Annotated in this window: 14 protein-coding genes; 10 read left to right on the forward strand and 4 right to left on the reverse strand. The window is 44.1% G+C overall.

The window, feature by feature from the left end; all coding sequences use genetic code 11:
* The first annotated feature begins 2 nt into the window (after nucleotides 1-2).
* From OE749_RS08970 to OE749_RS08995, 6 genes are all read left to right on the forward strand, one after another.
* Nucleotides 3-7,139 carry a non-ribosomal peptide synthetase gene (locus OE749_RS08970; protein WP_263712108.1) on the forward strand — a complete coding sequence of 2,379 codons (7,137 nt, stop codon included), beginning with the start codon at nucleotides 3-5 and terminating at the stop codon, nucleotides 7,137-7,139.
* Nucleotides 7,136-8,251, forward strand: a complete 1,116-nt coding sequence (locus tag OE749_RS08975; protein ID WP_263712109.1) for a hypothetical protein — start codon at nucleotides 7,136-7,138, stop codon at nucleotides 8,249-8,251. Before OE749_RS08970 ends, OE749_RS08975 begins: the two co-directional genes overlap by 4 nt.
* Before the next feature lie 2 nt (nucleotides 8,252-8,253).
* The gene (locus OE749_RS08980) at nucleotides 8,254-8,598 is read left to right on the forward strand and encodes a DUF3703 domain-containing protein (RefSeq protein ID WP_263712110.1); all 345 of its coding nucleotides are present in this window, start codon (nucleotides 8,254-8,256) and stop codon (nucleotides 8,596-8,598) included.
* Nucleotides 8,595-9,467: a fatty acid desaturase gene (locus tag OE749_RS08985; protein ID WP_263712111.1), complete on the forward strand. Its 873-nt coding sequence runs from the start codon at nucleotides 8,595-8,597 to the stop codon at nucleotides 9,465-9,467. The genes OE749_RS08980 and OE749_RS08985 overlap by 4 nt, the downstream gene beginning before the upstream one ends.
* Nucleotides 9,468-9,470: 3 nt before the next feature.
* Complete coding sequence (locus OE749_RS08990; RefSeq protein ID WP_263712112.1) at nucleotides 9,471-10,589, forward strand: MFS transporter; 1,119 nt, start codon at nucleotides 9,471-9,473, stop codon at nucleotides 10,587-10,589.
* Between the two features lie 576 nt (nucleotides 10,590-11,165).
* The gene (locus OE749_RS08995) at nucleotides 11,166-11,999 is read left to right on the forward strand and encodes an HDOD domain-containing protein (protein WP_263712113.1); all 834 of its coding nucleotides are present in this window, start codon (nucleotides 11,166-11,168) and stop codon (nucleotides 11,997-11,999) included.
* 38 nt (nucleotides 12,000-12,037) lie between these two features.
* Here OE749_RS08995 and OE749_RS09000 read toward each other — a convergent pair whose 3' ends face one another.
* The 4 genes from OE749_RS09000 to OE749_RS09015 all read right to left on the reverse strand — a co-directional run bounded on the left by OE749_RS09000 (nucleotide 12,038) and on the right by OE749_RS09015 (nucleotide 18,354).
* Nucleotides 12,038-13,777, reverse strand: coding sequence for a PAS domain S-box protein (locus OE749_RS09000; RefSeq protein WP_263712114.1), 1,740 nt, complete (start codon nucleotides 13,775-13,777; stop codon nucleotides 12,038-12,040).
* Nucleotides 13,778-13,930: 153 nt separating this feature from the next.
* Entirely contained in the window at nucleotides 13,931-15,421 is a 1,491-nt protein-coding gene (dgt, locus tag OE749_RS09005; protein ID WP_263712115.1) for a dGTPase, read from the reverse strand.
* Between the two features lie 156 nt (nucleotides 15,422-15,577).
* On the reverse strand, nucleotides 15,578-16,480 hold the full coding sequence (gene rdgC / locus OE749_RS09010) for a recombination-associated protein RdgC (RefSeq protein ID WP_263712116.1): 903 nt from the start codon (nucleotides 16,478-16,480) through the stop codon (nucleotides 15,578-15,580).
* 152 nt (nucleotides 16,481-16,632) lie between these two features.
* Entirely contained in the window at nucleotides 16,633-18,354 is a 1,722-nt protein-coding gene (locus OE749_RS09015; protein ID WP_263712117.1) for a sensor histidine kinase, read from the reverse strand.
* A gap of 362 nt (nucleotides 18,355-18,716) precedes the next feature.
* Here OE749_RS09015 and phoB point away from each other — a divergent pair, with 362 nt between their 5' ends.
* From phoB to OE749_RS09035, 4 genes are all read left to right on the forward strand, one after another.
* Nucleotides 18,717-19,406, forward strand: a complete 690-nt coding sequence (gene phoB / locus OE749_RS09020) for a phosphate regulon transcriptional regulator PhoB (RefSeq protein WP_263712118.1) — start codon at nucleotides 18,717-18,719, stop codon at nucleotides 19,404-19,406.
* A gap of 122 nt (nucleotides 19,407-19,528) precedes the next feature.
* Nucleotides 19,529-20,863, forward strand: coding sequence for a phosphate regulon sensor histidine kinase PhoR (gene phoR / locus OE749_RS09025; protein WP_263712119.1), 1,335 nt, complete (start codon nucleotides 19,529-19,531; stop codon nucleotides 20,861-20,863).
* 53 nt (nucleotides 20,864-20,916) lie between these two features.
* On the forward strand, nucleotides 20,917-21,732 hold the full coding sequence (locus tag OE749_RS09030; protein WP_263712120.1) for a prolyl hydroxylase family protein: 816 nt from the start codon (nucleotides 20,917-20,919) through the stop codon (nucleotides 21,730-21,732).
* Nucleotides 21,733-21,917: 185 nt separating this feature from the next.
* Entirely contained in the window at nucleotides 21,918-23,534 is a 1,617-nt protein-coding gene (locus tag OE749_RS09035) for a hypothetical protein (RefSeq protein WP_263712121.1), read from the forward strand.
* Nucleotides 23,535-23,571 lie beyond the last annotated feature (37 nt).

Raw genomic sequence — 23,571 nt, forward strand, 5'->3', positions numbered from 1 at the left:
TTATGAATGAACGTTTGTATTGCGCGGCAAATCTACTGTCTGAATGCGCAGAACAAGGTATGTCTCTGCGGCTTAACGGTCAAGGTGGATTGGCGTTTGAATACTTTGGGAAAGGGGATAGCAGACCACTGTTGGCGAAAGTCAAAGCGTTAAAGATTGATTTAATCGAGTATCTGGAATTGCTCGAACGAGAACCCCATCGGGTGCCTATTCGCGCTAGTGCTCAACAGTTGATGTTGCACCAACAGCAATGTGCAGAACCGAGTGCTGCATTCAATATTGTCCTGCAATTCGAGCTACACGGTGAGTTGTCATTTGCTGACTTTCAGGCGTGGGCAGAAACCGTCGTATTGCGTCACCCCCAACTTCAAAGCCGATTCAAACTGCATCAAGGTAATCTTTACGTACAGCAGGATACGTCTTACGACGTAGTGATAGGCAGACATACTCAGCGAGCAGCGCTTGACACATGTAAAACAACGCCATTTGATGTACAAAATGGCCCACTTTTTCGTTTTGATTGGATAGAAACCGCAACGGGCAAACGGTGCATTTCTTTAGTATTTCATCATTTAATTTTTGATGGTTACTCAGTTAAATTATTGGCTGAGGATGTGCATCAATATTTGGGATTGAGCGCAGAGGACATCCATTCTTCAGCGGTAGTGAATCCGGCTTTGCCAAAGGTCAATCGAGTGCACAATGATTGGGCTGAATATGTCGAATATCTCAACGGTTTTGAGCCTCTTGATTGGCAACAGGTTTTTGGTAACAGGGGAGACAATAGCACGACAGCTAAACTGTACCGTTCTATGTTGAGTGAGTCGCAATTTGCCGAACTCAATGGGGTGGCGAAAGCCAATCAAATGAGCCCCTTTGTCTTGCAGACCGCAATTACAGCGCTGGTTTTAAGTGTTTATAGCGATAGTCGTCGCTTTTTGCTGTTTACGCCTGCTGACACACGTAGTGGCGATCAACTTAGTTGTATTGGCCATTTCGTGCACATGCTTGCTGTTCCGTGTGAGATAAATCTTGATAGCACTGCGACAGAATATCTGTCGAGGATGCGAGACCGATTTATGCATGTTTTAGCTCGCTCAGAGCTGAGTTATGACAATGCTAATCTATGGTCACTCTCGCAAGAAAAGAGGGTTTTACCTCCGATAAAAGCGGTGATTGCCCAGCAATCGTTTCCACAGACCTCTGTAGACATTGTTAAAGGACAGGCACGGTTAGACTTTATTGCCTCACAAACACGAGAAGTCAAATACCCCTTGGTATTAAATTGCCAAAGTAACGATCAGCAAACACGGTTGGAGTGGGAATACGACAGTAGGTTGTTTAACGAATCTCAGATTCGTCAGATACAAAATCACTGGTTTTTGGTGTTGGAGTTACTGAGCAATCACGCGCTAAGCTTGAAGGAGCAGTTTAACGCCCGATTCTTGTCAGAATATGACCTATTGCCACTAAGCAAGCTAAAGGGGGCGTCAGGCACGGTGCTACCACAATGGCAACAACGGACGATTGTGGATAGTTGGCAGCAAAATGTCGCTAAATATGGTGAACGGCGGGCAGTTGGATTTGGTGAATCTTGGTTAAGTTACCGAGAGCTGGATAGAAAGACGAATAAATTGGCGCGTGAATTACGTGCGATTGGCGTTGATCGCGAAAGTAAAGTCATTGTATCGCTTGGGCGCGGACTAGATTTACTGTGTGGCATTCTGGCAATCCTAAAAGCGGGAGGCGTATACGTACCTGTTGATCCTAAAGCGCCGGAAGAGCGAATCGCGCACATAAGTACCGACAGCGGTGCACGATGGATATTGTGTGACCAGCAATGGCGACAAGGTGATATTAGCGTGATCAATATGGCGGAATTATGGGAGCAGAGTAAGCTGCAATCTCACTCAGTGCTAACTACGCAAATTTCCCCACATGATGCCGCATACATTATTTATACCTCAGGCTCCACAGGAGTACCTAAAGGTGTCGTTGTTGAGCATCGAAATGTTGTAAGGTTAATTGGTTCAGCAATGAATGTGTTTGACTTCAATGCTGATGATGTTTGGTGCTTATTTCACTCATTTGCATTTGATTTCTCGGTTTGGGAAATATTTGGACCTTGGTTGACTGGCGGTGCTGTGGCTATTGTGCCCGATGAATGCCTGTTACAACCTTCGTTATTCCATTCTTTTTTACGTCAAAATCGTATAACAATACTCAATCAAACCCCTTCAGCTTTCTATAATTTAATCGATGCTGACAGCCAAGACGACAACGCTTTGAGTGATCTGCGCTATGTCGTTTTTGGTGGCGAAGCATTGTCGTTACCAAGGCTAAAACCATGGTTTTCTCGCTACGATGCAGATGTTGTTAAGCTGGTGAATATGTATGGTATTACCGAAACGACGGTGCATGTAACTCATTACACCCTCAACGCCCAAGATTGTAGTCAGACTCAGAGCATTATTGGTGTGCCTTTGTCGGATTTAAGCGTCTATTTACTTGGCAAAGATGATTTAGTGCTGCCTGCCGGGGTAAAAGGTGAAATGTACGTTTCTGGCCCCGGTTTGGCACGGGAGTATCTTGGTAAGCCTGAGCTGACGGCCGAGCGATTTATATCTCATCCTCATGCGGGTCGATTATATCGTAGTGGCGATTTTGCTAGATTCGATGTCGGTGGCGAGTTGGTTTATCTTGGTCGCAAAGACAATCAAGTTAAGGTGCGTGGTTACCGGATTGAATTAGAAGAAATCAGGCAACAATTGATGTCGCTCAATGCCATTAATGACGCCGTGTTGACGGTTGCAGAGTTTGGTGCGGGCGATAAACTCATCGCGTTTGTTGTGACGGCGCAAAACGCGTTATTTGACGTTGCAGAGATAAAACGTGAGTTGGTTAAAAAGTTACCGCCCTACATGATCCCAGCATTAATTCACGCTATCGATCACATTCCACAAACCACTAATGGAAAAGCTGATGTTCGACGCTTAATGACTGACTACCATGCCGCAATAGATTGCATAGCGCAGCAAAATGATGTCATGCCTGATCACCCGCTTTATCATGTTATTTCTAGCGTGCTTGGCACAAAGTTGATTGGGCCAGACGATAATCTATTCGCTTTAGGATTGGACTCCATTTCTTGTATTCGTCTTGTTAATAGTGCCCGCGATGTAGGTGTGCACTTCAGTGTTGCAGATGTGTACCGCGAACTTACGCCTAGACGGTTGCTGGCTTTGGCGGAAAAATCGCCGATTCGCGTAGTTAAAGAGGTCGCTGATAAACACGATTTCTTGAAAGAAAATGAACGCAAATTAGTCACTGACCAAATTGAGATGATTTACCCATTGACTATGTTACAGCAAGGGATGTGCTACCACAGTGAATTAGATATAGAAGGCGGGGTTTATCACGATGTGTTTGGTTATCGTTTGCAGATGCACTTTGATGTCGACAAATTGCGTGCCGTACTCAAGCAGATGATGAAGCTTCACCCAGTATTGAGAACGCGTCTCATGAAGGGACCCGAGCGACTTTTACAAGCTGTGGTAGTTGAGCCAGACGTACCCTTGCAAGTGTTTGACGTCGCTGGTGATATTGATTCGGGGCTTGCACAATATCAGGCATTTTTAGAAGCCGAAATTGCGAACGGTTTCAGTTATCGGGATCCGCTTCTTTATCGCTTGTTTTTACATCGTTTTGACGATGGGAGTGAGCAGTTGACTCTGAGCTTTCACCACGCATTATTTGACGGCTGGTCAGTGGCTAATTTCAATACAGAGTTGATGAATCGATATCGTGATGCCGAGGGAGGTAGCGTGGTTGCGATATCCGAGGCGAATAATAGTCACTATCGCGATTACGTATTTACTGAATTGGCCGCGCTGGAAGACGAAGCGCATAGGGCGTTTTGGCAGTCACAACTCTGTGGCGCCGAGGTGAGCAACTTACCTTCCGTCGCCAAGCAAACATTGTCAAACAATGCTGAATTTACTCACCTGCCATGTGAGACCTTCGAAAAAAATAGCGCAGCAATCATTGCAGCGGCTAAAACGGCAGGTGTAACGGTACGTCAGTGGATGTTGGCGGTGCATCTTAACGCACTGTCAATTTTGAGTCATCGAAGCCGAGTAAATACAACGGTTGTATACAATAACCGTTTGGATCGCGCGGATAGTGATGTGCAGTTGGGATTATTCCTTAACTCGTTGCCTTTCGACATTGATTTGACCGCTGAATCGTGGCTGCACATATTAGATAAAGTAGTGACATTAGATAGACAGATAATGGCCTATCGAGCTCTGCCTGCGGTTGAAATACAAAAACTATGCGGTTTATCGTTTCAATCTATATTGTTCAATTATACCGATTTTCATGTATATGACGCGTTGTTAGATGACGGGCTACCTCTGCTTGATAGTACAGTATTTGAAAGTGTGAATTTTCCGCTGACCATAGATTGCGGGGTGTCAACACAAACCAAACAGCTGCGCTATCAGGTTGGATTTGATGGGCAGCATCATTCGAAGTTAAGTGTAATGCGTTACGTCAAAGCGGTAGATATGCTTTGTGTGCATGCGTTGGCGCACCCGAGTGCGCCATTGCCCGATTGGCAGTCTTTGTTTACCGATGAAAAGCGAGAGCTTGATGCGCTGAATACAGCGCAAGCGATTGCTGATGAAGTGACTGCAACTATCGATAAGAATGCTCCAGCTTTGATAATGGGGAATGCTCAAATAAGCCATGGTGACTTGAATTTGATGGTAGAGGCACTCGCTGAGTCCTTAAATATAGAGTCTGGGCAACGCATAATATTACATTTGCCTAAATCTATCGATTTTGTCGTTTGGATGCTAGCGTGCATGCGTAAGGGGTTGGTAGTGATACCGCTGCCCGTTGATGCTGATTTATCTCGCAGACAACAGATTGTTGAATGTGCTGATGCCGCATATGTCGCTAGCCTTGAACCGCGGAACCTAGGCTATAACCCTATACTCACAGAAGGTTGTGGTGATGTTTTACTTGGTTATAGGCAGCCAATAAATTGCGCTAGCAAGGAAGCTGCAATCGTCATGTTTACGTCTGGCACAACGGGTAAGCCTAAAGGGGTGATGTTGCCGTTGGAAACATTGCTTGCACATAGCCGAGCCATGGCGAAGACGTTGTCACTCAAAGTCAATGACCGTGTACTGTGGTTCGCGTCTTCTGGCGCAGATACGACGTTAGAACAGTTGCTTATGCCTTTAGAAATTGGCGCAAGCGTTGTTATTCCAGAGAAGATTTGGTCAATGGCTGAGTTTTTACCGCAGGTGGCACACCATGGGGTGACGGTTGCTGATCTTCCGCCTGTGTACTGTCAGTGGTTGATGCGAGTCACTAACGAACAGCGGCAATTGTGGAAGGCTAGCCCATTGCGAATGCTTCTGATGGGGGGCGAGGCGATGCCATTGTCGGTTATTAAAGCTTGGCAACGTATGCACCTTACGCAGTCGCTGCAATTATTCAATATGTATGGTCCGACAGAGGCGACCATTACGGCATCAGTATATCAGATTCCCGCTGATTTTAACGCTTTGAAAGTGTCACTCGGTAAGCCTACTGCAAAGAACCGTTTTTTAGTTCTTGATTCTCAGTCTCGACCAGTACCAGCCGGTGTTGAGGGGATGCTTTATATAGCTGGCGAGCGTTTAGCAAATGGATACTTGTTTAATTCGGAGAAAACCGCTGAAGCATTCGTTACAGGCGTTGGCGGGGAGCGAATGTATTGTACTGGTGATGTGGTTAAATGGTTTCCAGATGGCACATTATGGTTTGTTGGTCGTAAAGACAGCCAAGTTAAAATTCGTGGTCACAGAGTAGAACTTGATGCCGTACAGCGATACTTAGAGGAACGCGCTTCGATTCATGAAGCTACGGTATTTTTCGCCCAAATACAACAAAGAAACACTCTTGTGGCTTTTGTCGTTGCGTCTGGTGAACAGCATGAGTTAGCTAAACAGACCATCGCGGCCATGCGTGCTGAATTACCGCATTATATGGTGCCCAATCGTATCGAGGTAGTCGAGCAGATTCCGTTAACGGCTAATGGCAAAGTTGACAGTAAAAGGTTGTTAGAAGAAATCTCTATTACAGATAGTCACCAGCCCAGATTAAAAAATACAGAGCGAAAGGTGGCTGAATTAGTCGCACAAGTGTTAGGTCAGTATCCTCAATCGGGTGAACAGAGTTTTTATGATTTAGGTGGTGATTCGCTTCAAGCCTTGCAATTAATTTCTCTGTTTAGCGCGAAATTTGGCGTAGAGATTGAATTACAGCGGTTATTAGCGAACAGTACCATTGACGAACTAGCCCAATTAGTCGAACAGTCTCATGACAAATCAGGAGAAACTGTGGTGTGTTTGAGTCAATCGACGACATTGCCCGTTGTGTTGTGCATCCCTGGGGCTGGTGGGACTGCGGGGGACTTTCTGTCATTGGCGGCAACGTTGCCCGGCTACAGTATTTATGCGTTACAAGCGCCCGGATTGCTATCTGGTCAAATTCCTCACGATTTTGAACATTGGCTGAGTTACGCTGAATACGCGGTAAAAGCCTTGCCACAAACACCGATAATGGTGGTAGGACACTCAATGGGTGGTTGGCTGGGTGCACATTTGAGGCAACGTTGTTTTGCCGAGGCCAAACTGGTTTTGCTAGACAGCTACATTCAGTTGAACAAGCCAGAAAATGTCGAAGATTTTATTGCAAAACAGGTTCATGCTCGCTTGGCGTCGATGTCTTTACATTTTTCCTTACCATCAGAAATGGGATTAGAAGCACTTATACTGTCGCTGTCAGAGCATGTGTCTGAAGGTGACAGTGCGGGTGTCAGTATGTGGTTAAATCTGCTTAAGCTGACACGAGCCCAGTTACAGATGAAACCTTTATGGGGGGAGGGTTTGGGGAAAGTAACCTTAATAAATGCGGAGCAAAGTATGGCTAAGCGTGGTGCAGCTAAAAATGAGTGGGCTGCATATTGCGAAGTGGAAGACGTGATTGTTGATGGGGATCATTATACGATTCTCGAGCACAAACGTGTGCCCACTATTTTATTGAATGTTCTGAAATTGGCTAAGGAGCAAGACTGCGCATGAGCCAGATCTTTATGATGAATGCTGAACAGGTTACCGAGTGCAACACCAACGACTTGGTAGGATTGTTTCGTGGGTATCTCAATGACGGAATCATTCCTTACATCGAAAATTGTCCGCAACAGCCGTTGGTAATCAATATAGATGAACAACTACTGCCGTTAGTCGTTAATAATGGCGATAAGGGAGCAATGTATCTTTCTTCACCCTTGGTATTTTACGTTGATTATAATATTGATTTCGTGAAAACCATTGCACAAAAAAGATTGCGCTACCCATTGCTAGCATTGCTTAAAGGGGTGAAGTGGCTATTGAGCTGTTTCGGTATCAATAAAGTGGTTTATCTTAACAATAATCTGTTACCAAATAATCCAGCGCTAAATTTAGATAAAGAGCAATTACAGCGTGTTATTACCCTCCTAACTCATGAATTTCCTGACCATGCAGTGTGTGTAAAAGGCTTGCAATACGGTCCGTCGCCTGATGCGTTACAACTATTGGCACGCCAAGTTTATATTTGGAATCCAAACGTCGTAGAAGAAGTTGGCAAAAAGGCGGTGAAAATTCGTAAAACGCTTAAGACTGACGCGAAATTGCTTGAGCAGGGGAAAGTTACGTTTGAGCCGATTGAGCATATAGACAGGCAAACCGCGCAAAAGCTACGTGACTTCTACCGCTGTGTATACGTGAACAAGTACTCTCAGTTGAGTGCCGATTATTCAGTAAAGTGGTTTGAGTCACTGCCGAGTCATTCGAGTGGGTTTAAATTGCTGGCCGTAAAGAAAGACGGAGAGTTGTCGGGGTTTATTTCTTACTTTGAAACTGACGAAATGATTTATAGCGGTTTAGTGGGTCATGACGATCACAATGGGGAGAACGGGATTTATCGAGCCTGCATCCGCCAATTAGTTTTTTTAGCTGAGGAGGCAGCAAAACCATTGCATCTAAGTTCTGGCGCAGGAGAATTCAAGCGTCGCCGAGGAGCCCGGCCGCACATGGAATTTGATTACATTTTACATGGACATCTACCGCTCTGGCGACGAATGGGGTGGGCGCTATTGGGTAAGTTATTCAATAGCTTAGGAGCAAAAGTCATGACAAATATGAAGGTATAAATATGAACGATAAGCAGCAACAAGGATACGATTTATATTATCGAAGCGCTAAAAACGCACTTCGACAAGGCAATTACAGTCAGGCAATGACAGACTTGGGCTATTGTCATATTTTAAGTAAGAACGCCTACCGTAAGCATGTGAAAATTCACTGGATGATGCTAGTGATTGGCGTTAAAAGCGGTAACGTTAAAGAGGTAAGAGTACAACTATTTCGCTGTTTAATGGCATTTGCTACGGATCCTTTTTTTGCGGGCACTGAACCTAATGGTAATCCGGGGGATTCCAATTACGGCTTTTTCGACAAACTGGCGATCCCTGAAGCGTTGCAGGAATATTTTCAATGAAACTGGCTCCGGGTGAACTGAAGTCGATGCAGCAAAAGGCTAAGCAATTATTCGTAGGCAAATTGGTTATTTATACGCTTGGTATGCTGATACCCGTGGTCTGCGCTACGGTCTATGGTTATCAATGGTGGATACCAGTATTGATGGGAGTAATGTTGAGTCACGGTACGCAACTAATGCACCAATTAACGCATGGGGTATATTCTCAGAAAGTTGATCGAGCGATCGGCGGTGCATTAGGTTTTATGCTGTTCGAGAACTTTAGTGAATACCGCGTGAGTCACTTGCATCACCATCGCCATATAGGCACTGAGCAATATCATTGTCATCCTAGCCGTCAACCACAGGTGAAGGGATGGCTCAAACCAGGATACGTTATCGCGCACTTGTTCAAGCTCGTGTTTTATTTTAAAACGTTGAAACGGATTGCGAGTGCACTGAATGGTCAGTCAGATATCGCTGACAATGATCGACAACGGCGTTTGATTTGCGCCGATTACCGCTGGATGTTGCTAGGTTACGTGATTGTTTTGGCTACAGTGTCGATACTCGATGCGTGGTTTATCCTAATAGACTATTGGTTTATACCGTTAATTATCGCATCGATATTACATACCTTGATTGAAGTAACGTCTCACGTTGGATGTCAAATGGACAACACGAATCCCGAATTCAATGCACGCAGCATTGAAACCAACATTCTTATGCGCTGGTATAGCAACTCGGGTTGCTATCATGCTGAGCATCATAAATATATGGGAATTCCTGTGGATGCCTTGAAGGGATTAAAAGATCGTATGCAACTGCAACATCATTACCACAATAACGGATACATTGACCTGTGTGCCACGCTACTAAAACTTAAATAGTCGATGAAGTCTTGGTTCATGGTATTGGCGATGGTGCAATTAGCCATTTTAAGCACTGTCGGTCTAGTACGCTTTTTTTTGTTGGCTCAAATGTCACAGCAAGGCGTTGCAGGTGGTGATTATGGCTTGTTTTTATTTTGTTCGTCTATCGCTTCAATAGTCGTTCCTTTTGCTATTGGTCATCATATTGACCGAGGGCGATACCGAGCGATTGCAATATGGGGCGTGGTAATGCTCAGTGCCTTAGCCTTTTGGTTGTTGAGAAGTCCACCTCAAAGCCTCACGTTGATGGCCTGTAGCTTTACATTGGTCGCATCTTGTGCCGTTGTTGCTGTACAACTGTGTTTGAAGTCTGCGGTAGTGGAAGGCTGTCAAAACGGTAACTGGCTTAAAGGTAATTGGCTCAACCAAATAGTACTCGCGCTGTCTTTGCTCATTCCGGCATTTGCGCATTTGATGTTTTATGGTGATTATAGCATTGAGCAACTGTCTGTCGGCATGTTATTAGTGCTGATGGTCACTGGATTGGCAGCGAAAAGCCAACTGCCTAAAATGCTAAAGGTGAGTGGAAAGAGTAAACGAATTAAACCCACGCAAGCGCTTGGAATATTGCGCCAACACCTCGCTCATACCGATACAATGTGGTATGTACTTTTATTGCTGACAATGAATTTTGCAAGTGGTGTATTAGAAAGCTATGCACTGCCTAAAATCCAGGCGCAATTTGGTGGCGATGGTATCGTTTACGCGTTATTAGCAGTTGGAGCGCTCTATTTTGTTGGAAGTTTCGTTAGCCTTTATGTTTGTAAAATCCGGGCCCTTAGAAGTCCGATTACGATGTATCTGCTAATGATGGTATTTTTTATTGGTTTACAGTTAACAGCTTCTTTGCACTGGTTTTTGATGCTATGTGCGTTGTTTTTTTTACTGCATCCGCATATTTACGTGATTTCGGACGGTCAAATTCAACGCTCAGCACCTAGTGAAAGCATTGGTACGCATTTTTCTGTGATACGGGTTGCTTCTTTTGTTTCGCTGAGTTTGGGAAATTTGTTTATGTACGCAGTTTTGACGTTATTTCCTGCCTCGATTTCTGAATGTGGCTCGGCTTGCTTCCATTGAGTGTTTCGTTTAATTGTTATGAGATATACATTCCAATGCGCGAATGTTCTCACATGTCCTTCGCGTAGAAATGTTAAAGATTCAAATGCGGTATTCCATGCCTGATTATTCCTAGGCTGAACTATGAAACATAAAACGATGTAACAACGTGGACGCTTAATTGAAGGAATTGGGTATCACTGAGGCAGTAGCAGGTCCGAAATAATGGTCTGTTGACGACTAAAATTAGAATTACTTACGTGAGAATCGCTGGAAGCGAACGATCACGATAAATCTTTGATTTAATGTTGCTTATTTTGTTTTTCTTTGTGTTCGTCTAAAAAATAATGCGTTACACTTTGTTGTGCTACCATTCTAATATGGCAGGCAAAAATATTTAACTACGCTTATCACGCTGGTAATACGCGCGCTAAGGGTGGTGTTTAACACGGATGCGGTGATTGTGGGTGACTGAGAAGGACGCTGCACCACAGGTTGTCGATGTTGTGAATAATAAAAATCCCATGTAAAGGGAAAGCTATGACATTACGAGAAGTAAGTAAGGCTGGCTGATTAACTACAATCAAAGGTAGGAATATGTCTACAGAAAATGCCCTATTAACCATTTTAACTGAGAAGATTAACAACGATACGTTGGTGTTACCTACATTACCGGCGATTGCGTTAAAGATCAGAAAAGCGGCAGATGATCCAGATATTAATTTGAATAAAATGGGTGATGTGATTGCGCAAGATCCGTCATTAAGTGCGCGTATCATAAAAATTGCTAACAGCGCTTACCTCGGGCGCTCGGTTAAGGTGAACTCCATCTCTCAGGCGGTAACCCGCATTGGCCTGTCACAAATTAAGAACATCTCGACCGCGCTGGCGATGGAGCAGTTGTTTGTGTCTAAAAATGAGCTGGTCAAAGATTATATTAAAAAGGCGTGGGACAGCACGGTTGATGTTGTTGCTTATACGCTTGCAGCGCTGCAAATGTATAATGCTGAAAAGCGTAGTAACTTAAGCTTAGACACCATGACATTGGCGGCACTGGTGCATAATATCGGTGTGCTTCCTATTCTTACGGAAGCCGAGCGTCATGAAGATGTATTTGCGAATCCGACATTTTTGAATGTGGCAATGCAAAAATTATCAGGGCCAATTGGCGGTAAAATCATGGAGTCATGGGAGTTTGAAAATACGTTTAAAGACGTGGCGGAAAACTGGCGTGATTTAAGTGTAACCAAAGACAAAGTGTCGTATTTAGACTTTGTGAGATTGGGCGCTGTACTTGCAGGCAGCTTTGCAAGTCAAAAAGATGCAGTTATTAATATCTGCCAGCAAAAAGGCATTGTAAAAGACGTTAACGCATTATCGTCTGACGAATTTATGGAAATGCGCGACGTAGCCAAGTTAATTTTTGCTTAATTCTTCGCAATACAATTCTGGGCGCTGATTCAAGCGCCCTAATTCTCAATTCGTTTTATCATCTCTGCCAATTCGTTAATTTTATTGACTGTAGAATTGACGAGCTTATCAATTTCTGACGAAGACTCTCTGGAATTACCGGCTAAACTCCTTACTTCATCTGCAACCACAGCAAATCCACGTCCTGCTTCGCCTGCTCTGGCGGCTTCTATTGCCGCGTTCAAAGCCAGAAGGTTAGTTTGCTCTGAAATAGAATTAATGGTGCCGACAATGTTGCTAATGGTTCTGCTGGTGTCAAGTAACTCTTCCATTGCATCTTGGGTTTTGTTTACGGTGCGTTTTCGCTCGCTCACATCAACACCAAAGAACACATATTGTGTTAATTCACCGTTGAAATCTCTGAGAGCGCAAATGCGCGAGTCAAAAGCAAGAAAATAATCGCTTCCCGTTATTTCGAATATGTCTGCGATGTAATCATCTTCCTTAAGTAGCGCATTTTTTTCTGAGGCGATTTTATTGAGCAGTTGTCTGATTAGCTCTTCAACAGTGATGCAACCGCTTAGTCTGCTAGTGAGTAGCTCATTCGCCGCAAGAAGAGTACCGTCAGGTTTAAACTCAAGAAAGACGAGTGCCGATCCTACTGCACTAAATTTTCGAGAGTAATTCAGCGCTTCAAGTTTAACGTTGGTAATATCGGATTGAATGGCGATAAAATTTACAAGTTTATCTTCGTTAAAAACGGGAGTAATAGCGAGATAAATCCAATAGCTATTGCCATCTTTGGTGTAGTTAAGTATTTCGCCAGAATATGGCTTCTGCGCTTCCAAATGTTTGCGAATACTTTTCCGCGTCTCTTCGCTTGTAGCGGCCCCTTGAAGAAAGCTACCTGGTTTTTTACCTTTTATTTCATTAAAAGAATAACCACTCATTTTCTCAAAGCCTTGATTTGCGTAGGCGATACGGCCCTCGGCATCAGTAATAATAACCTTCATATTATCCGCGACGAGCGATAACAGCTTTTGCCGCTCACTTTCGTTTACTTGTTCGGTAACATCTTTAACAAAAGCAGTATAGAGAATTTTTGAAGGTAACTTTATTTTTGAAAGCGATAAACTTCCCCATAGAGTTTTACCGTCAGCACGTTCAATTTCCACCACTCTGGAGGTGCCGACAATTTTATCTTTTCCAGTACGTCGGTTAGAGTCAACATATTCGTCGTGATGAGGTTGATGAATCTTGGGAACGAGCATTTTGACATTTTTACCTAAGACCTGATCTCTTGAGTATCCCCAAAGTTTTTCTGCGGCTTTGTTAAATAGAGTGACACAATTATTTTCGTTGATGCAAACCACGGCATCAATAGCTTGCTCAAGCGTCTGATCAACAATATCTCTGGCTTCTTTCTCTTGGCTTATATCTTGAACAAAAGCGGTATAATGCCGTTTATTCCCTACATCGATAGCAGATAATGACAAAAGAGCCCAAACCCGTTCCCCGCTTTTCTTTTGAATTTCTACTTCTCGTGAAGTGCCTACAATATGGTCTTCTTCGGTTCGACGGTGCCGATTAACATAATTGTCATGCTCCTTTCTTAATTCGCTTGGTACGAGCATTTTGACGTTTTTACCAATAACTTCATCATGGGAGTAACCCCACAAAGTTGAAGCTGCATTATTAAAAAAAACAACATTGTTATCTTCATCTATAGAAACGATTGCAATAATTGATTGCAGCAATGCTTGTTCAGCAGATGAGGTACGTAAAAACCAATTTTTCATAAGCATACATTTTATAGTTAGTAAATTGAGCGAGTTTAAAAAACGAGTAAACTGTGCTTTTGAAGGTTTAGCTTATTTTATTTGGTTTTGCAGATTAATTTGGCTAGCTACTCCATAAACGTGTCCGTAACCCAAACCAATAATAGAGCCATTTTAATCCTGCACGGTTAAGAACTTATATTCATCGTAGGCGTACTGGTCCGTCATTCCGCTGATGTAGTCTTGAAGTAAGCGGCAACGACAATAACGTTCCCAAACTGGATTATCCGCTGAAATAAAATCTGGGGGAGATTGTGTCGCGCTTCGGTATGCCCGAATATGCTTTTTAGACAGTTTATTAAAAAGTCTGCGCTGAAGAGATAAGTTGGGCTGGTTGGTTGATTGCTCTTCAACAATCGCAGTAAATGCCTCACCTGATAGCGTGAGCAGCGGCGCGTAAATATCTAGCAATCCATGGATAATCCGATGACCGCGTAGTTCCTGCATTTCGACTTCGGTATGATTAAACACATGGTTCAATGCTGTAAGGCGCAGCGCTTTGGCCAGCTTTGTTGCTGGGTTTTCATCACCCAATAACCCTTCGTTAAAGTGGCCGTTGTAAACGGCTTCGAAATTATCAACGAAGCGTTTTGCGGCATGGTCGACTAATAAATGTTGAAACTTGACGCGCAGCGAGATGAAAAATTGGTTGGCTTTGTCAACCGCTTCTTTGTCGTATCGGATTTTTGCATCGTGAAGCATGTCCTTTACGCTTAAGGTTTGCCCAAAATAAGAGAGGCACTGTGCAGCCGGATCGCCGCCGAGCTTTTCATAAGCAGCGGGAATATACGTCATCAATTGCTCAACACTTAGCACGTGTTTTTCGACGGCATCCTCTAAATCTGCAAAGCAGTAAGATATGTCGTCCGCGGCTTCCATAATGTAGCTCAATGGATGCCTGCACCCTTGCTGAATATTCAACGCGTTCAATGTCTCTTCAACCATCGCTTTTTCTGATAAATAGAATCCTGGCTTTTTCATCAAAAAGCTGAATTCAGGCTTGATATCAGAATTAGGTATATATGCGGGGCGCGTGTATTTGAGTACCGATGCAATTTGGCTGTAGGTCAAATTAAGATTTAAGAGTGAGGTGATCTGCCTGATGGCTTGAGCGTTCCCTTCAAAGTGTGTGACATCAACACAGGCCTGATGGTACAACACCGGATCAGCGATGCGCAGTTCACTGGGCATCACCGCTTTAATGTGATTAGCAAACCAATCGTTAATGGCTTTTTCGCCAAAATGGCCAAACGGTGGGTTACCCACATCGTGCATCAAACAGGCCATCTCAACTAAGCTTTCAATTGCTCTGAACATCGAGCGCTGGTCTTGCCCCAAGTCATACGGTGAGTGAGACAAGCCATAGTCTATTTGCTGCACAATAAAGCGGCCAACTTGTTGCACTTCCATTGAGTGGGTTAACCGACTTCTTACCGCAGCATTGCGTTCTAATGGAAATACTTGGGTTTTTTGCTGCAAGCGCCTAACGGCGGCTGAATTGATTATTCGTCCGCGATCACTTTCCACTGCATTTTGCAGTACTTTAGATGGCGCACCAAACTTGCGCTGAGAATTAACTTTGTCGGTGAAGTTGTACGTTGTCATGAATGAAAGCCTGACTGAATAAGATGCTTACTATACAGTGCATGAAAAAGGCTAAAAAATACAACGTTTTAATGGAGGTAAATGGTAGATTTTTATTTACCCCCATTACAGAAGGACGCTACGCGATCAAATGAGAACGCCTTGATGCGGCTGAGTTTACTCGTCTTCGTGTAGATTAAATGTATCAGCAAGCCACTGCGCGAACCGCACGACTTCAGAAGACATCAATGTAAAGTCAGCGTCAAGCTTCGCCATTAATTGGTCTTTTGGAATATCGTCGTTTTGTTCTTTGATCATATCTGTGAACTTAAGACGTTTAATCGCCAAGTCTTCTTGCAATAGGCAAGTTAGCGTTTCATCCCACTCTACGGCCAGCTTTTGTACAAGTTTACCTGCATCGATGTGTTGGGCAATTTCATCTGCACTGAGGTCTTGGTTTTTACAGCGAATGATGCTGCCTTCTTCATTGGTGGCACGCAGTTCTGCTTCTTCTAATAAGGTAATGGCAGGAGGAACTGAGCCACCTTTTAACCAAATTGTTAAATCGGCTTGAATGCTTCTGCGTCCAATTGGCACGACCGGAAGTGAGCCAATTGCTTTTCTTAACATAGCCAAAAACGCTTCCGCTTTGCCGTCAGACGATGCGTCTACCACAACCAAATTATCTTTTACAGAAATGAAGCCGTGGGTAAAGGTGTTTTTAGTAAAAGCCTGGGGTAGCAATCTGTGAATGATTTCTTGCTTCAAATCTTGCTGGGCCTTTTTGCCGACGGGTGCACCCGTATCCGCTTCAATTTGCGCAACTTTTTCCGCCAGTTCAGCATTCACCACCGTAGCAGGGAGTAAACGTTCTTGCTTTTTCAGGGTGATCCAAAAGCGGTTGTCAGCTGCATGGTAATAGAGCTCGCCTTGTCCGCTGGGGCTGGTCCACCCCATGGTTGCTAACTCTTGGCTACCACAAGGGCGAAAACTGAGTGCTTTGAGTTTGTCTTGCAAATCATCGTCACTGAGTTCAATCGATTGGGTAAGGGTGAATAGTTTTAAGTTTTTAAACCACATAGAAAGGCCCTGATCAGGTTACTGATAAGATTAAGGCGTATTGTGCTCAATCATCGTCAACGAAAGAAGCCCCTTAACCGTCAAAAACGGCAAGACTAGCAGTGTTTTGATTCGGCTGCCAGTCTTGATTCAAGAAGTCGTTTGGTTCGCAATTATTGTGGGAATTGGATGGTGTATTTGAGCCCTTCACCGCGTTTACTGAAGGCTTCAATTTGGCCTCCTAAGGTTTGGGTGACCAGATTGTACATAATATGGGTGCCGAGTCCGCTGCCGCCGCGACCACGTTTAGTCGTGAAAAATGCATCAAAGTGTCGATTGAGGGCTTCTTCACTTAAGCCTTTGCCATTGTCTTTGTATTCAATGAAAATTTCATTGTCATGTTGTTCAATGTTGATGTCGATGGTGCCATTTTCTTTGTTTTCAAATCCATGAATAATGGAGTTCATGATCATGTTCGTAAAAATTTGTGCGATAGCGCCAGGGGCACATCGAATCACAAGCTCCTCTGGACATGCAATATTGACGGTATGATTCGCCTTTTTAAGTGTGGGGGCTAACGACTGCACCACTTCACGAATATATTGGTTCAGATCAACATCGCGCTCTGCTTCACTGGTTTGGTCTACTGCAACTTGCTTAAAGCTTGAAACCAGTTCAGAAGCGCGATTCAAATTACTGAGCAGTAATGTGGCGGTTTGTTGAGCTTCTGTGATGAAGGCTGACATACTCTTGCTAGACAAGGTTTTCTTGTCGTACTCTTCTTCCAAGTATTTGATACGCTCTTGTAAGAAGCTTGCTGCGGTAACGCCAACGCCTAGAGGCGTATTCACATCATGTGCGATACCTGCAACCAACCCGCCAAGAGACGCCATACGTTCAGATTCTACCAATTGATCTTTTGCGATTTTCAAGGTTTCCATGGAATCTGCGAGTTCTTTATTGCGCTTGCGGAGTTCATCTTCGATGTACTGACGATTTTCATTCTCTTGTTTTAATTCACGTTGTTTGAGAATAAGCTCGTCTTTTTGTTGCTCTAAATCGAGCATGATTTTACTCAGGGATGCGGTCTTCTTGGCAACCTCTTGCTCAAGAGAGATATTCTGCTCGTCCAATTTAGAGTTCGCTTCTTTTAATTGCTCCTGCGTGAGGCGAAGTCTGTCTTTGTACTCAATCAGATCGTCGATTAACTTATTGTAAGAGTGCTGCAATAGCTTAAGTTCGTTGTCATCGTCAATTTGAACGTGGAGTTTTGATGCTTCAGGATGATCAACATTGAACTCGCTGATTTGCTGGGTAAACTCTGCTAACGGTTCGGTCAGCATATGTCGAAAGGCATTCAGAAAGAGAAAAACCAGAAACGCTGTTTTGATGATGGCGTTACCGATTAGAAAGAAGATGCCTACTTCAATACGGCTAAAGATAATGCTGACGCTGGAATACAGTGTTACATCACCCACGTTAGATGTTCGTCCAGAGAACTCAAAAATCAGCGGAAAACTATAACCAAATGTGCCGCCCGGATGATCTCGCATTATCCCTGATGTAACGCGGGTATCAGGAAGCGATGTGGTGCGACCAATATCAGCGATGTACACGCCATTTTCATCCCGAATTTGAACACCTTCAACAATAGGAAGTTCCATTAATCCCTCTGCAATTGACTTAGCTTGAGGGGTGTTTAACTCCCAAATGGCTCTGGTTAAACTGGTGCTAAAGGTGTTTTTGAGGGTTTGCAGTTCGCTCTCAATGTGATTTTTTGCATTGAGGTATTCGGTGAGTATTTGACCAAAAGTAACAATAAGCGTCAGGATAAAGTAGACCGACAGCACTCTGGTTAGTAGTTTTTTAGATAAGCCTGTTTTTACCTTCGTCATTCTCCCGAATCCTACCTGCTTCCTGTTATTATTTTCTTTGGTGTTGACATGAAGAATATGCGTATTGGGATATTTTCACAAGGATTGCCTGCGGTTTTTAAATATCAGGTGGCGTTGTGAGACGACACGCGACATTTATTTCACTACTAAGACTGAAGGATGATAAGTAAATCTCTGTTTACAAAACGGTTTACCTTGGTTTGGCTGTATGTAAATTGTACAAAATAATAGGGGCCACACGCCTATTTTCATAAAGAATCACAAAAAAATTGCACATTTTTGCAGTTTTATGAAAACTTTAATAAAAGTGTCACAAATCATGCGAATAATTCGGGTCGGATTCTTGATTAGGAAATGTAGAAATGTCAAAACGCGTACTTGTAGTGGAAGACGAAGCGCCTATCCGTGAAATGCTGGAGTTTGTACTTGAGCAGTCGGGGTTCGATACGGTCAAAGCAGAAGACTATCAGGTTGCGATTGAGAAGGTAAGGGAACCTTATCCAGACTTAATCTTGCTTGATTGGATGTTACCTGGCGGTAGCGGCGTGCAATTAGCGAAGCGTTTCAAACAACATGAATTTACACGTGACATTCCTATCATTATGTTAACCGCTCGCGGCGAAGAGGAAGACAAAGTCAGAGGCCTTGATGCTGGAGCGGATGATTACATTACTAAACCTTTCTCGCCAAAGGAGTTAGTTGCGCGTATCAAAGCGGTTATGCGAAGAGTGACGCCAACAACGAATGAGCAACCTATTATTTTCAATGGGTTGAACCTTGACCCCGTGTCTCATCGTGTTACGGCGAACGATGATCCGCTTGATATGGGACCTACAGAGTTCAAGCTTTTACATTTTTTCATGACCCACGCAGAGCGCGTGTATTCCCGCGAGCAATTGCTTGATAATGTTTGGGGCACAAACGTGTATGTGGAAGATCGCACTGTGGATGTTCACATTCGTCGTTTGCGAAAAGCTATCGCTCGACATGGTCATGACAATATGATTCAAACGGTACGTGGCGCAGGATATCGATTCTCGACGCGCGTTTAATTCACGTGAAGCCATCGGCTTCTATTTTCTTCATTCTGCTATTGTGTTTGAATAAGACACCCAGTTGTTGAGCAGCGCGTTGTATAACGGGTTGCTCGCTTCATTAAGGCCAATTACTCACTATGTACAATCCTTTTTCGTGGCTGAGAAGTGTGCTTCGTATCACGCTGTTTTTCGTCGTTGTCATTATTATTGGTTTGATTGTAGACCGCTTAATTTTAGCCGTTGCATTGGGCGCAATGTGGCTGTTAGCTGTACAGTTTTGGCAAATGTACAGACTGAATCAGTGGCTATGGCGCAGTAAAAGAATGACGCCGCCACGTAGCAAAGGCTTCTGGGAACATATCTATGAGGGTGTCTATTATTTGCAGCGACGTCATCGCCGTAAACGTAAAGAGTTGAGTAAAATTGTGAAGCGCTTTCGTGAAGGAGCGGAGGCGTTGCCAGATGCTGCTGTTGTGGTAGATTCTGAAAGTGCCATTGTATGGTGTAATCGCCTTGCCAGAATTGAGCTAGGTTTGCGCTGGCCGCAAGATGCTGGGCGAAGAATTGATAACCTGATTCGTCATCCTAAGTTCATTGAATATTTCAATTCAGATCAGTACAGCCAACCGATAGAAGTGCCGTCACCCACGAATGTGCAGAAAACCTTTGAGTATCGAATTAAACCCTATGGTGAGCAACATTTATTGATTATGGCGCGAGATGTAACCCGTTTGACTCAGCTAGAACAAACCCGTAAAGATTTTGTCGCAAATGTGTCACATGAACTGCGCACGCCACTTACTGTGCTCAATGGCTATCTTGAAATGTTACAAGTGTCTGAACAAGTTCCGCCTGAGTTATTTTCAAAGGCGATGACGGAAATGTCGATTCAGTCAGTTCGCATGCAGGGGTTGGTGGAGCAGCTCTTGATATTATCTCGGATTGAAGCGAGCTCTGAACGCGTGTTCGAAAACAGGGTGGATGTACCGCAAATGCTTGCGATCATTGAGACAGAAGCACTCACATTGAATCAGGAAAAGCACCACACCATTGAATTTGACGTTGACTCTGACTTGCGAGTTTATGGGAGTGATACCGAATTACGCAGTGCCTTTTCGAACTTGATTTTCAATGCCATTCATTACACACCAGATGGTGGAAATATTCGTGTGAGTTGGCAGCGTCAGGGGCATCGCGCAAAGTTTTGCGTTGCCGATAATGGTGATGGCATTGCTGCAAAGCACATCAATCGACTAACTGAGCGTTTTTACCGCGTTGATAAAGCGCGTTCGCGTAAAACGGGCGGTTCAGGGCTAGGCTTGGCTATCGTAAAACATGTGTTAAGTCACCATAATTCGAAACTTGAAATCAAAAGCCAAGTCGGCAAAGGCAGTGAGTTTTTCTTCTATTTTTCTGAAGAGCTCTGCATCGATAAAAATCATCCTGAAGACGAAGACATGCATCTACAATGATTCTCAATTGTGTTCTACTATGTAAAGTCAGCGGGATAACAAGATGAATGGATGTGAGCGGACTTCCTCAGAATTGGAAAAACTGGATTGTCGAGAATTTATTACGCGGCGTTGATGCCCAACAGTTGATGCAAACCTTACTTCAGAATGGATTTTGTTTTGAAGATTGTTGCGCAGCGTTAGGGAAGAATTTACGTGAAATGCCCACTTACTCTAAAGATGCGGCTTTTTATGCCAAGATGGCAAAACCCGCGTTATTGACGCAGTCAGCGTATAGCACTAATCACGTGCCCCACCCACATATACAACTCTTATACATTGACGAGTTTCTCACGCCATCTGAGGCGGCAGAGCTGGTGGAATTAACCAAAAGCAATTTGCGTCCATCTGAGATTTCGGCGACATCAGGGTTTGAGGGATTTCGTACCTCGTCTACGTGCGATTTACCTTACACAAACCACCCAGCCGCGGCGGCTGTCGACCAGAAAATTATTGATTGTTTGGGATTAGGCATAGGGGAGCAAGAGGTGATTCAAGCCCAGCATTATGCACCAACCCAGCAATTTAAAGCCCATACCGATTACTTCGAGCCTGGCACTGATGAATATTTACGCTTTTCCAAAGATGGTGGACAGCGCACTTGGACGTTCATGGTTTACTTGAGCGAAGGCTGTAAAGGCGGGGAGACAGAATTTCCATTAATAGGCCATACTTTCAAGCCCAAAATTGGGCGCGCGCTGATTTGGAATAACCTGCTACCCAATGGACGACCTAACCCGCTTACGTTACATCAGGCGCATCCTGTTGAAGATGGCGAGAAAGTCGTGATTACTAAATGGTTCAGAGACGAACATCCATCATCATCGTGAAACAGTCATTTCTATTCTGCGTATCCCTTCTTAGGCGAGCGCTATTTTCATAGGGGATTTATCTCTAACTCTTTCATATATGAAACTTTTGTGACGCTTTTGTTATGTAACAAAACTGTCATTCATGCCGAGTAACCTTGCTGCGTTTTTAAAATAATCCTGATAAAAAATACTGGGAGAACACAATGGAACTCAAGAACGTTTTTAAAGTAAGTGCGATTTCACTTGCTTTAGTACTTGCAGGCTGCGGCGGCGATATCGAAATTACACCTACGGTGAATGATAACAGCACAACAACGGACAACAGTGTTAACAACTCGAACAATAACAGTGGTACTGACCAATCTGGCGATGCTCAGTGCGCAAGCTACGAGGGTTCTGCGGGAACAGTTGAGGGAACGTACGACGGTACAGATTGTTTATATAACGATTCTTTCGCAAGTAAAAATATCTCGATTACGTCAAACATCACATTTGAAGAACTACCCAACAACGGTGTTCACGTATTTGAAGATGCACTACTTATCGGTGCTGACGGTGACACTACGCAAGACTTCACGGTGCCTGCAAATGGCCCAACCATGACGGTGAAGCCGGGTGCGACATTGGCGTTTCGTTCAGGTGAAGCAATTATTCGCATCGCACGTGGTGCAAAAATTCAAGCTGTAGGTACCGCAGCAAAACCCATTACCTTTACTTCAGCGCTTGCGTTTGACCGTTTAGATAATGAAGGCAATGGGCCACAATATGCTGACTGGGGTGGCATCATTATTAATGGTAACGGTATTACTGACCAGTGTACTGACGCAGAGCGTGACGCGAATACCTGTAACGTTGCATCTGAGGGGATTACCTCTTACTTTGGTGGTAACGACAATACCGATTCAAGCGGAAACATTAAATTTGCTAAAATTTGGTATGCAGGCTCTGGTCCTCGCGTGGGTGGAGAAGGGGATGACCTTAACTCGCTAACACTTAACGCAGTAGGCTCTGGTTCAGAGTTTGACTACATTCACGTTCATCAAGGTTTTGACGACGGCGTAGAAATTTTTGGTGGTGCGACGACATTAAAGCACATCGTAGTGACAGATACCCAAGATGATTCCTTCGACTTCGATGCGGGGTGGCAGGGTAAAGCACAGTTCTTGTTTGTTAAGCACGGTACGGTTACGACTCGCACAGGCTCTGTTGCAAATATGGGGAACGGTGGCTTTGAATCAGATGGTGTGAAAGGTTCTTCTTCAGCACAGGTTTCGCCATCTAACCCAACCATTGCAAACGTAACGGTTATCACATCAGACGCGAACTCGGTTCGTGATGATGACCCTTCCATTGCATTCAAGTTTGATGATGAGTTTAACGCAAGTATTTACAATGCGCTTATCGTGAAAACGGCGGGTACACAGTCTCAGTGTATCTCATTCTCTGGTGACGGTGAAAAGCAAGCTGACAAGATTGGGTTCAACAACTCTGTGATGGCATGTGCGGCTGAGTTTAACGATGAAGACGGTACATTTAACAGCGGCAAAGAGCCAGCATCGTTAACAGGCACCACGCTTACAGCATGGTTCGACAATGCGGGCGCGAACGAACGTATTGGCGGCAATGCAGCTGTATTAGCAGAAAATGGTTTTGCGACAGATACAGCGTCATCTGATATCACTATTTCAGCCAATGATTTGTCAGGTTTAGATAGCTTCTTCGACTCAGCTGCGTATATCGGTGCAGTCTCTGATCAAGACACAAGCTCAACTTGGTACTCCTGGGTTCAAACTGCTGTTGCGGCAGCGGAACAGGACTAACACTATAGCATTGTGGAAGATAGGCGCCTTAGTTGCG

The organism is Fluctibacter corallii (assembly GCF_025751585.1).
Lineage (GTDB): Bacteria > Pseudomonadota > Gammaproteobacteria > Enterobacterales > Alteromonadaceae > Fluctibacter_A > Fluctibacter_A corallii.